Origin of the sequence: Mesorhizobium sp. M0894, assembly GCF_040319725.1 — a bacterium.
Classification (GTDB): domain Bacteria; phylum Pseudomonadota; class Alphaproteobacteria; order Rhizobiales; family Rhizobiaceae; genus Mesorhizobium.
This window is the reverse complement of sequence record NZ_JAMYOG010000017.1, coordinates 96934-112449: the sequence shown is the minus strand read 5'-3', so window position 1 is coordinate 112449 and position 15516 is coordinate 96934. Positions and strand designations below refer to the sequence as shown.

11 protein-coding genes are annotated in these 15516 nt (G+C 63.6%); 4 read left to right on the top strand and 7 right to left on the bottom strand.

The window, feature by feature from the left end; genetic code table 11:
* Nucleotides 1-77: 77 nt before the first annotated feature.
* Complete coding sequence (locus NKH91_RS26210; RefSeq protein ID WP_352885312.1) at nucleotides 78-1394, bottom strand: NAD(P)H-dependent oxidoreductase; 1317 nt, start codon at nucleotides 1392-1394, stop codon at nucleotides 78-80.
* A gap of 99 nt (nucleotides 1395-1493) precedes the next feature.
* Nucleotides 1494-5339: a caspase family protein gene (locus NKH91_RS26205; protein WP_352885311.1), complete on the bottom strand. Its 3846-nt coding sequence runs from the start codon at nucleotides 5337-5339 to the stop codon at nucleotides 1494-1496.
* Nucleotides 5340-5561: 222 nt separating this feature from the next.
* Here NKH91_RS26205 and NKH91_RS26200 point away from each other — a divergent pair, with 222 nt between their 5' ends.
* Nucleotides 5562-6443 (top strand): YihY/virulence factor BrkB family protein, encoded by an 882-nt coding sequence (locus tag NKH91_RS26200; RefSeq protein ID WP_023719423.1) that lies wholly within the window; start codon nucleotides 5562-5564, stop codon nucleotides 6441-6443.
* A 114-nt stretch (nucleotides 6444-6557) separates the two neighbouring features.
* Here the strand turns inward: NKH91_RS26200 and NKH91_RS26195 are convergent, their stop codons facing one another.
* The 4 genes from NKH91_RS26195 to NKH91_RS26180 all read right to left on the bottom strand — a co-directional run bounded on the left by NKH91_RS26195 (nucleotide 6558) and on the right by NKH91_RS26180 (nucleotide 11998).
* On the bottom strand, nucleotides 6558-7319 hold the full coding sequence (locus NKH91_RS26195; RefSeq protein WP_352885310.1) for a glutamine amidotransferase: 762 nt from the start codon (nucleotides 7317-7319) through the stop codon (nucleotides 6558-6560).
* An 86-nt stretch (nucleotides 7320-7405) separates the two neighbouring features.
* A complete protein-coding gene (locus tag NKH91_RS26190; protein WP_352488291.1) occupies nucleotides 7406-8407 on the bottom strand; it encodes a rhamnose ABC transporter substrate-binding protein in 1002 nt (333 codons plus the stop codon).
* A gap of 46 nt (nucleotides 8408-8453) precedes the next feature.
* Complete coding sequence (locus NKH91_RS26185; RefSeq protein ID WP_352716916.1) at nucleotides 8454-9443, bottom strand: ABC transporter permease; 990 nt, start codon at nucleotides 9441-9443, stop codon at nucleotides 8454-8456.
* Entirely contained in the window at nucleotides 9440-11998 is a 2559-nt protein-coding gene (locus NKH91_RS26180; protein ID WP_502899030.1) for an ATP-binding cassette domain-containing protein, read from the bottom strand. Before NKH91_RS26180 ends, NKH91_RS26185 begins: the two co-directional genes overlap by 4 nt.
* 195 nt (nucleotides 11999-12193) lie before the next feature.
* On the opposite strand from NKH91_RS26180, the gene NKH91_RS26175 reads away from it, so the two are divergent.
* The 3 genes from NKH91_RS26175 (at nucleotide 12194) to NKH91_RS26165 (ending at nucleotide 14918) form a co-directional block, all read left to right on the top strand.
* Nucleotides 12194-13477 (top strand): ROK family transcriptional regulator, encoded by a 1284-nt coding sequence (locus NKH91_RS26175; protein WP_352885308.1) that lies wholly within the window; start codon nucleotides 12194-12196, stop codon nucleotides 13475-13477.
* A 193-nt stretch (nucleotides 13478-13670) separates the two neighbouring features.
* The gene (locus NKH91_RS26170) at nucleotides 13671-13871 is read left to right on the top strand and encodes a CsbD family protein (protein WP_023719429.1); all 201 of its coding nucleotides are present in this window, start codon (nucleotides 13671-13673) and stop codon (nucleotides 13869-13871) included.
* A 408-nt stretch (nucleotides 13872-14279) separates the two neighbouring features.
* Nucleotides 14280-14918 carry a hypothetical protein gene (locus tag NKH91_RS26165; RefSeq protein WP_352951018.1) on the top strand — a complete coding sequence of 213 codons (639 nt, stop codon included), beginning with the start codon at nucleotides 14280-14282 and terminating at the stop codon, nucleotides 14916-14918.
* A gap of 244 nt (nucleotides 14919-15162) precedes the next feature.
* Here NKH91_RS26165 and NKH91_RS26160 read toward each other — a convergent pair whose 3' ends face one another.
* On the bottom strand, nucleotides 15163-15477 hold the full coding sequence (locus NKH91_RS26160; RefSeq protein WP_352885306.1) for a hypothetical protein: 315 nt from the start codon (nucleotides 15475-15477) through the stop codon (nucleotides 15163-15165).
* Between the last annotated feature and the right edge of the window lie 39 nt (nucleotides 15478-15516).

Below are 15516 nucleotides of genomic sequence, written 5' to 3'. Positions count from 1 at the left end.
TCAGCGGCAATAGCCGCCTGTAGAAAAGCCGCTACGCAGCGCTCCTTCGCGCCGACGTCAAAGTTTCTGCACCGCACCTACCCCGCCCCATACAGCATTTCGTCCTGCAGCCGGCGCAAGGCGAATAGCCTGGTCGTCGGGTCGGGCGCGGCATTGTCGGCGGTGAGCAATTCGCCTTTCCTCACCGGTTTCAGCACCTTGCCGCCTTCGAGCAGACCGACGGGCACGGCGTGGTGGGCGCGAGCCTCCTCGACCGTCATGGTCCAGGAGCGGTAGCAGGTCTCGCCGATCGCGTCGAACGTCTCGCCTGCCGCCAGATCGCGCTTGGCCACGGCGCAGACCTCGGCCACCGGCCTCGGCAGCGGCACCATGTCGGGCCTGCCGTAAAGCGCGATACGGGCGGCCGTCAGCGGCACTTCCAGCGAGGTCAGATGGTAGGGCCTGAAGAAGCTGTAATAGGGGCCGTGGCCAATATGCAGATCGTCCATGCGCTCGATGATGCGCGGATGCGTCGCCTCGACGATGACAAAGACGCCGGGCGCCACGCCCTTGCCGACGGTGTAGTCGACGACGCCCTTCTTCGACAGGATGCCGCCCTGCTCGCGCGGGATCAGCACCTTGACCAGCTCGTCGCGGTCGACCTTGGGGCCGTGCATGCCGGGAACGTCGGGCACCAGCCCAGTGGCGTTGGCAATGGCGCACATCTCGACCATGGTTTTCGAGCCGTCGACGAACTCGACCAGCATGCGCGGATTCATGTTGCGGCGCAGCGCTTCCTCGCGGTAGTCGTCGGGAACGGCGTCGTGGTTGAGAGGGTTGTTCTTGCCCTTGCCGGCGGAGACGATGGTGTAGCCGAGCGCCGAGGCGAACTCGATCAGCTCCATGCAGCTCGACGGTTCGTCGCCGGCACCGACCGAATAGACGACGCCGAGCCGGTCGGCCTGCTGCTTGAGGTAGCAGCCAATAGTGACGTCGGCCTCGACATTCATCATCACCAGATGCTTGCCGTGCTGCATCGCCATCAGGTCGAAATCGGCGGCGACGCCGGGCTTGCCGGTGGCATCGATGACAACATCGATGAGCGGATTGGTGACCAGCATCTCGTTCGAGGTGATTGCGATCTTGCCGCTCTCGATCGCTTGGCTGACCTTCGAAGCGCTGTCCGCTTCGGCTGCCATTGCCTCGTCGCCATAGGCGATGCGGATGGCGTCACGCGCCGTATGCGGCCGGCGGGTCGAAATCGCGCAAACCGAAATGCCCGGCATCAGCATGCCTTGCGTCACCAGGTCGGTGCCCATCTCGCCCGACCCGATGACACCGATGCGCACCGGGCGGCCTTCCGCCGCGCGCTTGGCAAGATCCCGGGCAAGCCCGGTCAAGGCGACATTGGTCATGCTGGAAACGTCCACTGCTTTTTTGATTTGAAGCGGGAATAGCAGGGAACGGCAACCCTTTGCCAATCGAAACCGGCCGCGGCCACCTTTTCCTGTGCGCTATTGCAATTCGGCCAGCAAGGCTTGTGCCTCGGCAAGGTTCTTTGCGGAGCCGGCGGCAAGGTCGTCCATCTTGCCATCCCGAAAGATGACGAGCGCATGCTGGCAGGCGGCTATCGCTTCCTCGGCCATTGCCTTCTGCTTGCGAGCAGCACCCAGATCGGTAAGCACGTCGCACAGGCTGTCCTCGGTGAAAGCGATGCCCGGCACCGAACCGATCTTCTTCTGCACGGCGATGGCCTCGCGCAGGATCGGCACCGCCTCCTCGAATTTGGCGACGTTGTTTCCGGCGCGGCCGGCGAGCGTCAGCTGATAGCCGATCTCGTTTTGCAGGCTCGCCCAGCGCTCGGGGTCGCGGTCGCGGTCGACCTGGTCTGCCAATGCTCGGTAGACGGCGACCGCCTCGTGGAACAAAGCCGGCGAAGGCTCTTTCGCGCCGATCATGCCAAGCACATTGGCCAGGCTTGCCTGCGTGCTGGCCCAACGTTCGGGGGCGCGGTCGCGCGTGCGCACGCTCTGGATCGAACGATAGATGCCGGCCGAACGCTTCAGCAGGGCAACGTCGTCGCGCCAGTAGCCCAGCGTCGAAAGCGCGCTGGCCAGATTGGTTTGGTTGCGCAGCCATTCGTCGGCATCCCTGTCGCGGCTTATCACCGTCAGTGCCGCCTCATAGGCCTGGACAGACTTGGCCATGGCGTCCGGGTCGGAACTGGCGTTTGCCTGCATCATGCGGGCATTGCCGAGGTCGCCTTCGACCGAAGCCCAGAGCGAGCGGTCGGGCAGCGTGGCATAGACGGCCAGTGCCTTTTCATGCGCGGCCGCCGCCTTCTGGTAGAGCGACGGGTCATTGGCGCTGCCGGCAAGGTAGTAATAGGCGCTGCCGAGTTCGTTCTGCAGCTGGGCGTGATCTTCCGGCACCGTGGCGAGATCGTAGAAGGGCAGCGCCGCTTCAAGCGCCGTCGCCGACTGGTTGAACGCTTCGCCGTCCTGCGTGCGGTCGCCCAGAACCAGGAGCACATGGCCGAGACCCCATTGCGTTGCCGCCCAAGCGTCGGGGTCGCTGTCACGGCTCTGCACTTCGAGCGCCGCGCGATAGGCCACCGCCGAGCGCTGGAGCGCCTCGTCCGAACCGCCATCGGCCTTGCCGAGCATGGAAAGTGCTGCGCCCAGCCGGTACTGCGTCTTCGCCCAGTCCTTCGGGGCGCTCTCCTTGGTTCGCACGGTGAGCGCTGCATCATAGGCGGCGACCGCTTCTTCAAGGACCGCTTTGTCGCGAGCACGGTCGCCCCAGGTCGACAGCGTGTTGCCGAGACTGTGCTCTATTGAGGCGAATTCGAGCGGCGCGGCGGCGACGGTATAGACCTGCGAGGCCTCGCGATAGGCGGACGCCGACTTCCGGAGATAGTCGATGCCGGTGTCCCGATCGCCAAGCGTCGCATAGACCGAGCCCAGATTCTGGTTCAACGAAGCCCAGTCGAGCGGCAGCTTTTCGCGCGGATATTCAGAAAGTGCGGCCTCATAGGCAGCGACCGCCTTGAGCAGTGCGTCATCGCCGTCCTGCCTGGCGCCGAGGCGCTGCAAGGCATTGCCAAGCGTCAACTGGCCGTTTGCCCAGTTCGCCGGCGCGTGCTCGCGCGTCCACACCGTCAGTGCGGCCTCTGCCGCCTTCCGAGCGCGTTGCAGCGTAGCAATGTCGCCATTGATCTGGCCGATCGATTCCAGCGCCGAACTCAAATTGTTCTGGATCGTCGCCCATTGCGCCGGCGCGCGCTCGCGCGTCATTTCCTCCGTCGCCGCCTGATAGGCGGCAACGGCCTGCTCAAGCGTCGGTACGTCTTGTTCACGCTCGCCGAGGCGGAACAAGGCCGCGCCGAGATTGACCTGGCTCAACGCCCAGTCGAGCGGCACGCGCTCCCTGCGGTATTCGGTCAGCGCGGCGCGATGCGCTTCGATGGCGGCGCGAAAGCTGTCGCTGGTGGCTTGGCGCTCACCCAGTTCGGAGAGCACGATGCCGAGATTATTCTCAGTCGCCGCCCATTCGAGCGGCAGCTTTTTCGACACTTGCACCTCGAGCGCCGCGCGGAACGAAGCAACGGCATTGTCGAGCAACGTCGTGCCGTTCTCGCGCTGGCCGAGCCGCCAATAGACGGTGCCGAGATTGCCTAGCGTCGAGGCCCAGTCGTCCGGATTGGCGTCGCGCGTGTAGACGCTCAGCGCCTGATCGAAGGCGGCTGCCGCTTTGTCGAGGTCTTCGCGGCCGGCCTCGCGCTCGCCCAGCGTCGACAGTGTGGTGGCGAGATTGTTTTGCATGGCCGCCCATTGCCGCGGGCTGTTTTCGCGCGACACATAGGTCAGCGCCTTTTCATAGGCAGCGACCGCCTGCACCAGAAAGGCGTTGTCGCCCGAGAAAGAACCATGCGCGGAGAGCGCCTGGGCCTCGGCTGCCTTGTAGAACCAGGCTTCATGGTCGTCCCATTTCTCGACCTGCTCATAGGCCTTGGCATAGTCCTGGGCTGCCGCCTGATAGCTGAAGGAGATTTCGTAGGTTTTGGCGCTGTCGCCGAAAACCTCGGCAAACTCGAAACGACGCGCCTTGAGATCGGCCTCGGCCTGGTCGACGGTTTTCGACAGTTCGCCAACGCGGGCCTTGGCCTGCTCATGGATTTTCTGCGCTGCTTCGAGCGCGCCTTCCTGCACCGCTTGTTCGGCCAGTTTTGAAAGCCGGACGATTTCCGGATCCTGGCTCTTCAGTGTCGCCTGCTCGGCCAGTACCTGTTTCAGCCGCTCGGTCTGGCCGCGCAGCAATTTGTCGAGCTCGGCCGCATCCCTGGGTGTCTCGGTGCCCAGCGTCTTCAGCATGGCGTAGAGCGCGTCCATCGGTACGCCGCCGTCGCGGGCAATCGTCTCGATCTGGCGGCGTTGCGGGTCGGGCAGCGTCGAAATCGTCAGCAGCAACCGGCGGCGCTCTGAGAGGATCTCGCCTTCCTCGCCTTTCGGCACCTCGGCGGGCGTGCCGAAATAGAGCAGCCGGCGCAGGCTCTCATTGACCCATGGCAGCTGCCGGCCGCCGGTCTTGAGATAGACCTCCTCGCCGACCATGCGCAGCACGGTGCCGAATTCCTCGCCGCCCATCGTGTCGATGTGACGCAATATGGCTGCCGCGTAGGGGCTGTTGCCGTCGGCGGGACCGTCGAGCGCCACCTTGCCGGGCTCGGCGGCAAAGCCGATGACCTGGCCCAGGCTGTCGTCGGCAGAACCGCTGTCGCCAGCCGAACCCTTGGCCGGCGCGCTGTCGTTCAGCGCCACGACGCTGCGCGTTTCGCCGAGGCCGCCGGCGCCGATCGGCTTGCCCGCTTCACCCGGCTTGAGTTTCAAAAGCGTGCCCGGCGGAAACGGGTCGTTGCGGCAGGCATCGAGCAGCACGATGGTGACCGGCACCTTGGCCTTCAGTTCGGCCACGATCGACGACAGCGGGACCAGCTTCTCGCCGGCATCCTCGAGCGCCGCAATGTCGGCATCGACGGGCACCAGGAAATTCTCGCCACCGGCTTCGATGCCGTGGCCGGAATAGTAGATAATGGCGACGTCGGCACCCTCGGCATCGTCGACGAAGCCTTCGAGGTCGCGCCGCAATTTGCGCGCGTCGCGATTGACGGCGACATCGGTTTCGAAGCCGAGCCTGTCGAACATCTCCTCGATGGCGCGGGCGTCGTTTTCCGGATTGGGCAGCTTGCCGACATGCTCATAGTCGGACTGCCCGATGACGAGCGCGACGCCTTTTAGCGCCTTCGGCTCCTCGCCCCGAGCAGGAACCAGCGCGCACAAAAGCAGCGCGGCAAACGCCACGCCTATGCGCCCTGTTGCACCTGGAAACAACATCGCCCACCCCAACCCAGCGTGCAATCTTCCACAGCGCCATGGCATCATGATGGCCGGCGCTTGGCAAGTGTTCGGGCAAGAGGTGTTCTTGTCGTGGCCTGTCGTGCCGCTCCGTTGCGATCTTCGCGCCCCTCCCTCGCCCAGCGCTGCGCCGCCGCTACTTGTTTGTTGACAGCATGCGAGGCCCACATGTGGAATTTGGCAGCAGAGAGCTGGAGGCTCCTCAAGCAGAGCGTCCTCGGCTTCATCGATGACAATGCGCTGAGCCATGGGGCGGCGATAGCTTTTTATGCCACGACCTCGCTTGCGCCGATCCTGCTGATCGTCGTCGCTATCGCCGGCATGGCCTTCGGGCACGAGGCGGCACAACTCGCCCTTTCGGCACAGATCGCCGGCCTGATGGGACCGCAAAGTGCCGAGCTGCTGCAGGCGACGATCGAAAACGCTTCGCAGAAGGAAGCGGGAACCCTTGCCAGCATTCTGGGGCTGGTCACGCTGTTCGTCGCCGCATCCGGCGTGTTCGGCGAAATGCAGCTGGCGCTGAACGAAATCTGGAAAGTCAAACCGAGGGCAGCAACGATCTCACGGCTGGTGCGGGCACGCATTGCAAGCCTGGGCCTGGTCGCCGCTCTCGGTTTCCTGCTCCTGGTGTCCTTGGTTGTAAGCGCCGCGATTTCGGCGCTCGGAGACGTCATCAACGCCTATCTGCCGTTCGGCACCATCATCCTGAGCGCGGTCAACGGGATTGTCTCGTTTGCCCTGATCGCGCTGCTGTTTGCCGCGATCTACAAGGTGCTGCCCGACCGCAGTCTGCAATGGCGCGATGTCGGCCTTGGCGCCGTCGTCACCGGGTTTCTGTTCACCATCGGCAAGTCGCTGATTGGCTGGTATATCGGAACCAGCGCTTTCGCATCGTCGTACGGCGCGGCCGGCGCCCTGCTCGTCGTGCTGTTGTGGGTCTATTATTCGGCCGAGATATTTCTGCTGGGCGCCGAATTCACGCGAGCCTATTCGGTTCGACACGGCAGCCGGTCCGATTTGAAGAACAAGGTGGAATTGCATGACAAATGAGTTCACGCCGAAATTCGACCTGGCCGGCAAGGTGGTGCTGGTCACCGGCGCCTCGCGCGGCATCGGAGGCAGCGGCAGGCGGACTGCAGTGGTCAAACCTGGTGTCCGGCTTTCTCATTCATTGCCGGCGAGCCAACGGACCATGTTCGCCGTCAGTTTTCCGTAGAACGGCCATGCGAGAAAATCCTGCGAGAGCCAATGCGGGCCGATATCGGTTGCCCAGGCAATCGTGCGGCCGCGGCCGTGGCTGCCGACGGCAAGGAGCGGCCAGTCGGTGCCGCGGTGGTGGCAGGTCGCCAGAAGCCGGGATGAACCGTCGCGCCTGAATTCCAGCTTGTTCACGCCGAGGATCGGCGGCAAAGGCCCCTCCACCCCGGAAAAAATCGGATGTGACGGCTGCAGGATGGAGGCCTGCAGGCCTTGCGGCACCTCCATGCCGTCGCAGTAGGGTAGGCAACGGACCGGCAGAACGTCCTCGACCGGGGTGTCGTGGAACCGCGCCGTCCCGAACATGCCCTGAAAGCCCATATAGCCGCCGGCTAGCATCAGCCCGCCGCCACCTTCGACATAGGCCTTGAGCAGATCGAGGCGGTTGACGCCGACACGCCCGGCGCGGGCATCCGGCGTCACCAGCAATGTCAGGGCGCCGACGTCGGAGATCACCACCGCCTGATATTGGGCGAGCCCATCGAGGTCATAGGGAAACTCCGCGCTGCAACGCTCACCGCCGATCTGCGTGACGGCGATGCCCTCAGTGGCCAGCGCGGCATTGAAGGCCGTCGCGCCATTTGTCGAGGTCGCACTTGTAAGCACATCGCTACCGACGGCGACCGACGTCGTCGCCGCAAAGGTTTCGCCCGCAAGCAATATCTTCATTGCCGCCCCCGCACTGTTTTCATTCGAGAGGTTTAGGAAGGGCGCCGGGTGGGCCGGCGGCCCCGCGGAGGTCGAACTCCAAAGGATCAGAACTTGAACTCGGCCAGATTTTCGGGGGTCACGATCTTGGCTGGACCAAGGATCAGTTCGCCGCCGGCGCCAATCGTGTATTCGCCGAGCCTGCCTGCCGTGAACTTCTCACCCTCCTTTCCGGTGATCTTGCACTGCGCAAGCGCCTGGGCCGTCTGGTAGGTAAGATAGCCAAGATCGGTGACGTTCCACCAGATATCCTGGGCCGCCCCGTCCTTGATGTATTTCGAGATCAGAGTAGCCGGCGCGAGGCCGGTCAGCTTGACCTTGCCGATCATGCCCGCCTCCTCGAGCGCACGCGCGGCCGCCGGAAGGCCGATGCCTGCCGGGACGATGATCACCTTGAGATCGGGAAACGCCTGGACCAGCGCCAGCGCCTGCTGCTGGTTGATCTGTTCACTTTCTTCGCCATAGGCCACCTGCACCAGCTTCATTTTGGAGAACTTCGGCTCGGCAGCCATCTTCGCCTTCATGAAGTCGATCCAGGCGTTCTGGTTGGTCGCCGTCGGCGTCGACGACAGGATCGCGAATTCGCCTTCACCGCCGCTGAGGGCGAATGCACTTTCCAGCATCATCTCGGCGAGACTGTCGCCCTTGACCTGATTGACAAATGCCGCGCGGGCATCGGCGGCCACATCGGAGTCATACGAAATCACCCTGACGCCCTGCTGAACGGCGCGCTTCAGCGCCGGCGCGACGGCATTGGCGTCGTTGCCGGCAATTGCGATGACCCCGACCTTCTGCGACACGAGGCTGTTGATGAATTCGATTTGCGCCTCGGCGGTCGCCTGCGATGGGGCGACCTGGGTAGCGGTGCCGCCAATTTCCTTGGCTGCCTCTTGTGCGCCTCCAAAAGCCACTTTGAAGTAGGGGTCTGTGTCGAGCTTGGGCAGGAAACCGACCGTTACGGGTTCCTTGGCGCATTCCTGGCTGAAGGCCAGCGAGGTTGGCGCGAGCAGAACCGCGGATGCGAGCAGGGCTAATCTAAACGCTTTCATTGTGACTCCTCCGTCAAAATTCGGGCTTAAAGGAAGGGGCCCGAGATCACCCCTTTGTCTCGCGCATTGCGCGGGATCTGCTGAGCAGCTCCTGTGTGGAGCGCCAGTAATTGCCGACCAGCAGCGAGCCGATCAGAAGCAGGCCAATGATCATGCCCTGCGCGTCGCCGCCGATCTGGTTCAGCGCCAGCACGTTACGGATGATGGCGATCAGGACCAACGCCAGCATGACGCCGGTCAGGCGGCCCTTGCCGCCAAAGACGCTGACGCCGCCGAGCAGCACGATGGTGATGACGTCGAGCTCCATGCCGAGCGCATTGTTGGCGCGGGCATTGGAAAGGCGCGCGGTATAGACGATGCCGGCTATCGCCGCGACGACGCCCGAGACGACGAACAGGTTCAGCACCATCCGGCGCGTGTTTATGCCGGAATAGCGCGCCACCTCGGGGCTGCCGCCGAGCGCGTAGATGCGCTTGCCGGTCGGCGTCTTCTGCAGCACGACCGCAAACACCGGCGCCAGCGCCAGGAAGGGGACGATGGTCCACGGTATCTCGGTGCCCGGCAGATTGTTGATGCCGAAATCCACGACCGCGGGCGGCAGGATGTTGACCGAACCGGTGCCGAGCAGGATGTAGCCAATACCTCGATAGAGCGCCATCGTGCCGAGCGTCACCACCAGCGACTGCAGTCCAAGGCCCGAGACCAGGTAGCCGTTGAAAGCGCCGAGCAGGCCGCCGGCGACGAGCGTCAGCGGGATTGCGGCAAGCGTTGGCACGCCGGCCTGTACCAGCAAGCCAAAGACGACGGACGTCAGCGCCAGCACCGAGGCGATCGACAGGTCGATTTCGCGGGTGATGATGAGCAGCGTCATCGGCAGGATCAGCAGCGCCTTTTCCGAGGCGCTGGCGGCCAGTTGCGAGAGATTGAAGCCGGAGACGAAATTCGGCACGACGATCGCCGCGTAGAGGAAGATGGCCACGCAGGAGGTCGCCAGCAGCAGATCCCAGAAGTCGATCGAACGGAGGAACTTTCTCACCGCGCCCTCGCCTGTCTTGCCTGCTCGGCACGCCGCACGATGAAGGTGTCGATGCCGATGGCGACCAGGATCACCAGGCCGTAGACGCCCTGCAGCCACAGCGGGTCGACGCGCACCAGCGTCAGCCCGTTCTTGATGACGAGCAGCGTGAGCGCGCCGAGGATGATGCCGAGCAGCGTGCCCGAACCACCGCGGATGGCGACGCCGCCGACCACCGCCGACGCGATCACGGTGAGTTCGAAACCGAGCGCGACGCGGGCATCGATGGTCGCATAGCGGGATGCCCACAGCGCACCGCACAGGCCGCCGAGCAGGCCGGCCATGCCAAAGGCCAGCAGAATCCGCCGGTCGACGGGGATGCCGATAAGACGTGCGCCGTCGGGATTGGAGCCGGCGGCAAACAGTTCGCGTCCGATGGCGGTGCGATAGAGCAGCACATAACCCAGGCACAGGATGACGATCGCGATAATGACGATCAGCGGCACGCCGGCGATCTTCAGGCCGGTCATGTCGAGCCAGGCTTGCGTGACTTCGTCGGCGCTGATCTGGTCGCCGGCTGCCCAGATCGAGTTGAAGCCGCGGAAGATCGACATCGAGGCCAGCGTGACGACGATCGCCGGGATCTTTCCCCTGGTAACGACAAGGCCGTTGATCAGGCCAGCGACACCACCGACCGCGCATGCGGTCATCAGGCCAATGCCGATGTCGAGCCCTGGATAGGCCTGGACCATGCTCGCCGCCATGTAAGCCGACAAGCCGATCACCGCGGCGATCGAAAGGTCGATGTTGCGGGTGATCAGCACCAGCATCTGAGCGAGTGCTGCAACTACCAGCAGGGCTGCATCCATCGACACGGCGGTCAGGTTTGCCGCACTCACCATGCGCGGATTGATAATGGTGACCGGGATGGCGACCGCCAGCATCGCGGCGAGCAGGCCGAACTCCCGCCGCTTCAGTATGTCGAGCGGTCCTTTTCTTTTCTCTTCGCTGGCGGCCTGCGCTGCCGGGTCGGCGCGTTTGTCGGCCTTCATCGCGGCTTCCAGCACCTTTTCCTGGGTGGCTTCGCCCCTGTCAAATTCGGCCGTCCGATGGCCTTCGCGCAGGACGATGATGCGGTCGCACATGCCGATGAGCTCGGGCATTTCCGAGGAGATCAGGATGATAGCCATGCCCTGTGCGGCAAGGTCGGCGATCATCGCATGCACTTCCGCCTTGGTGCCGACATCGATGCCTTGCGTCGGCTCGTCGAGGATGAGGACGCGCGGCTCGGTGCGCAGCCATTTGGCCAACACCACCTTCTGCTGGTTGCCGCCGGACAGTTCCTTTACCGGCTGCCCGTAGCCGGAAAAGCGAAGCTTCATCCGCTTCAGCCAGTCCGAAACCAGATCGATCGCGCGGTCCGTGCCGTAGAAGCCGGAGCGAGCTGCCTTGTCGAGCACGGGCAGCACCGCGTTGTCGAGGATCGAAAAGTCCATCACCAGGCTCTGGCCCATGCGATCTTCCGAGACATAGGCGATGCGCGCATCCATGGCGTCGCGTGCCGATGCAAAGTGCACGGCCTCGCCGTCGATCAGGATTTCGCCGGCATCCGGCTGGTCGATGCCGAACAGCACGCGCGCGATCTCGGTCCGGCCGCTGCCGACCAGGCCGCCGAGCCCGAGCACCTCTCCGGCGTGGAGCTTGAGGTCGATGTTGGAAAAGCCGCCGGCATGCGAAAGCCCCCTCGCCTCCAGCACCAGCGCGCCGGTGGCGTGGTTTCGTTCCGGATAGAGGTCGGTCACTTCGCGGCCGACCATCATGCCGATGGCGGCGGCGCGACCAAGCTCGGCCTTCGGCTTGATGCCAATGAGGCGGCCGTCGCGCAGCACCGCGATGCGGTCGGCGATGCGGAAGATCTCGTCCATGCGATGGCCGACGAACATCATCGCCACGCCATGCAGCCGCAGGTCGGCGACGACGGTGAACAGCCGCTCGACCTCGCGCTGCGACAGGGCGGCCGTCGGCTCGTCCATGATCAGCACCCGCGCGTCGAGCGACAGGGCGCGGGCGATCTCGACCAGTTGCTGTTCGGAGGTGCGCAACGTTCCGAGCCGGGTTTCGGCCGGCACGTCGAGGCCGACTGTCGCCAGCACCTTGCGCGCGCCGGCAAGCATGGCGGCGTTGTCGATGCCGCCGAAGCGATCGCGCGGCATATGGCCGAGATAGATGTTTTCCGCCACCGAAAGATCCGGGAAAAGACCGGGGTGCTGGTGCATGACCGAGATGCCGGCAGCCTGGGCATCGTGCGGCGAATGGAAGACCACAGGCTTGCCGTCGACTTCGATATGGCCGCCGGTAGGGAGGTACACGCCGGCCAGCAGCTTCACGCAGGTGCTCTTGCCGGCACCGTTTTCGCCAAGCAGAGCCAGCACCTCGCCTGAGCGCAATTCGAAGGACGCGTCCTTGAGGGCAATCGTGCCGCCGAAGGCCTTTGTCGCCTGAACCAGGGCAACGGGGACCGCCACGTCGCTCTTCACCATGGCATCGGCTTCGCCTAATGCGCCCAAGTGCAGCACCCTTCCTCCCTGGTCCTGTTTCTTCAATTTGCTATATTAAATGGGCCGGCGCCGCAACTGGAAAATTGACTTCCGTGGCCCCGAAGGGCACTGTCGCTTCGCGCACGGGTGCAGCTGGAGCGCTCGACTGCGGCAACTTCAAAGCTGCAGGCGACTAGAGCAGTTCCGCGGCAATGAAATGGGGAGGCGCCGGTTTTGTCCGGAAAAGGCAGCAATTCGGTCAAGGTTCGGCATTATAACGAGCGCTTCGTGCTCGATGCCATCCGCCGCCTGAAAGAGGCATCCAAGTCCGATCTGGCGCGCGCCGCAAATCTGACGCCGGCCGCGGTCGCCACCATTGTCGACGGGCTGGAATCGTCGGGATTCGTAAAGCAAGTGGGAAAAAGGTTCGGACAACGGGGATCGCCATCCACTCTCTACCGACTTGCACCGGAGCGTATCTACAGCGTAGGCATCAAGATCGGCCGGCGCGCGCTGGAAGCCGTGCTGGTCGACTTCGCCGGCGAGGTCCGCTCGCGCGAGTCGCACGAATATCGCTTCCCGGATCCCGACATGGTGCTCAAGGCCGGCAACATGTCGCTGGCCAATTTCGACAAACTGGTCGAGGGGCTTGGCGATGCCAGCATCGTCGGCGTCGGCATCGCGTCGCCATATTTCCTCGGCGGCTGGAGCGAGGAGCTCGGCTTTCCCGACGACCTCGGTAGCCGGTGGGAAGCAATCGATCTGACGACTTTCTTCGCCACAAAGCCGAAGACCCCGGTCTTCGTGGAAAACGACGCGTCATCGGCCGCACTGGCCGAGCTCATCCAGGGGACTGGCGCGCGGTTCCGCGACTTCATGCATATTTCGATCGACACCTTTGTCGGCGGCGGACTGGTGCAAGGCGGCAAGGTCCACACCGGGCCGCACGGCAACAGCGCCGCGCTCGGTCCTTTGCCGGTCTCGCCTTCAAGCCTCGATTCGGTGGCGGCCAAGCCGGCGCGCTACCAGAGCCTGCTGCATCGCGCTTCGATCTATGTGCTGGTCAATCATCTCAAATCGCGCGGCATCGAAATCAATCGCGTGCGCGAACTCGACCCCTTGCCGCCAGGGGCGCGCGAGCCGCTGTCCGAATGGATCGACGATTGCGCCAATGCGCTGGTCGAGGCGATCATCGCCATCACCTCCGTCATCGACATCGAGGCGATCGTCCTCGACAGCATCCTGCCGCGGCCGATCCATCTCGAGCTGTTGGCAAAGGTGCAGACCCAGTTCAACAGGATCAGCGCCATCGGCATCGTGGCGCCGGAAATCGTCTCGGGACAATTCGGCCCCGAGGCCTCGCCGATCGGCGCGGCGATGCTGCCGTTCTCGGCACTGTTGGCGCCCGACAGCGGCGTGCTGATGATCGGCAAGGACAGAACAATGCTGCTGGGTAGCCTTTCGAGGCTTGCCAGGCAAAGCCAGCCAGCGAGAAGCTCGGCGACTTCAACGGGATAGGATGGCGCTGCGAGAGAGCATCAAGCTCCGGGCATCATCAACATCAGTTCGCAGTCCGGCACGGGCACGGCGGGCTTTTTGCGCCGGCACCGGAACTTTTAGCGGCCGCTGATCTTCATTCGTCACCGACATTGAAATGCCGATCGGTCCGCGCTCCGCTTCAGTGCGGGCCCAGGAAGCAAAGGAGGAACATATGAACTGGGATCAAATCAAGGGAAAATGGACGCAGTTCAAGGGCAAGGCGAAGGAGCAGTGGGGTGACCTCACCGACGATGATCTTGATCGGATCGAGGGCAACCGAGACCAGCTCTTGGGGCGTATCCAGGAGCGATATGGCATCGCCAAGGAAGAGGCAGAGCGCCAGGTAGATAACTGGTCCAGAAGCATCAGCTGAGCCTTGGACGCAACGCCGTCTGCTGCCCCACCACCGGGGTGAACTCTGCGTCGCCCGCCGTGCCGACTGGTGCGGTGGGCTCTTTCGACAGCGAGGCCCGCGAGGAACCTTTAGCCGTATCTAATGTTCTACTTGCGTGGCGGGCTTCGCCCCGGCGTGCGCCCAGCCCGGAGGCGAAGGAGTGCAATCATGAACAACATTATCTGGCTGGTCGGCGCCATCGTGATCGTAATCGCTATTTTGAGCTTTTTGGGTCTGCGATAGCATCTGAGCCCTCTCTTCGAGCCGGCGGCCCGGTCGGCATGGCCTCAGCACACCCAAGCTGGTCAGACTTAGGTCCCAAGCAAGACGCTCCAGGAATGGACCGAAGCCCCGGCTGAGGAACGCAGCCGGCTGGCTCACGTTGTAGTGAGCTTTGGCGCGACCAAGATGCGTCTGGGCGGAAGAGTTCAAGCCAGAGAGGAGAAGCCCGACGCTCCGAACGAGCGTCGGGTTTGGACGCAAATGCAAACGATCAGCCGACTATTCGATTCCCATGCCCAGGCAGCACGTGCTGTTGCCAGGCTTCAGGCCGGCGGGATTCGTCGCCGGCAGATCAGCGTGGTCGGATCTTACAATGACAACGATGAACCGATCAGCGTTGCTGGATATTACGACGATGAGATGAGCGCTCTCTGGCGAGGTGCGGGCGCAGGGGCCGCACTTGGCGCAACGGCTGGTCTGCTGGCCGGTTTTAGCGCTTTTGGAGCTCAGGGCATTGATCCCGCGGGGATGACCGGCATGGCTCTGGTCGGTGCGGCGTGGGGCGGCTTTGGCGGCGGGCTTCTCGGAACCTTCGCCAATTTTGCCCAGAAGCCGGGCAAGCCGAAGATCGCAGAGGGTGTCGTTCTGGTGATGGCCCGCGTCGATGAAAAGCAGGCCGGCGCCGCGCAGGCAGTGCTTCGGAGTTCCGTGGAGATGCCGCGGCGCATCTGCCGTTCCGGACAGATGAAGACGAGCGCTTACACAAATTCAAGCCGGCTCCGCGTCCAATCTGGTGCCCGATGAAGTTTGTTTCGCGAAACGGGAATTCAAACCGGAGGCGCCCGACGAAAGTTTGGCAAACCAACACCTTGGAGGCATGCGGGCTGCTTGCCGTCGTGCTGTCCCTTATCCTTACCGTTCTATTGGCAGGTCTCATCCTTGGCTGAAGCCGTGCCCTGCCGCCGGCGACACGGTGCCAAGCTCCGGCAATCGGCAACTGGCGAAAGGTGCGGCCAGTTCGAAGGATTAAACCATTCGTGCTAAGCGTTCACAGCTTGTCGCCATAGGAGAGGACGCCGAGATGGACAAACGGGCTGAAGGAGACGCGGAGAGATTGGCTCGAGGCGAGTTCGAGCTCAAAGCCGAACGATATGGCGTGAACGCCTTTCTTCTCGTTGTCGAACTTATAAATCTGCTGGAAAAGCGCGGAACAATCAGCAGCGACGACGTCGCGAAAATAGCCGAGGCCGCCGCACTTGCCGTTGCCGCATCCAGCGACCCCGACATGAACAGCATCAATCTGTTGCAGGCCATCGCTGCCGCACGCCGGCCCAAATAGGGCAAATCCGCCAGCAATCGGCACAAACCGACAACGCTATATTGAAACTGATCTCGATCGAGC

Coding starts and splice junctions, on each gene's coding strand:
- NKH91_RS26210 (WP_352885312.1), bottom strand. CDS start 1,394: ATGACCAATGTCGCCTTGACCGGGCTTGCCCGGGATCTTGCCAAGCGC.
- NKH91_RS26200 (WP_023719423.1), top strand. CDS start 5,562: ATGTGGAATTTGGCAGCAGAGAGCTGGAGGCTCCTCAAGCAGAGCGTC.
- NKH91_RS26195 (WP_352885310.1), bottom strand. CDS start 7,319: ATGAAGATATTGCTTGCGGGCGAAACCTTTGCGGCGACGACGTCGGTC.
- NKH91_RS26190 (WP_352488291.1), bottom strand. CDS start 8,407: ATGAAAGCGTTTAGATTAGCCCTGCTCGCATCCGCGGTTCTGCTCGCG.
- NKH91_RS26170 (WP_023719429.1), top strand. CDS start 13,671: ATGAACTGGGATCAAATCAAGGGAAAATGGACGCAGTTCAAGGGCAAG.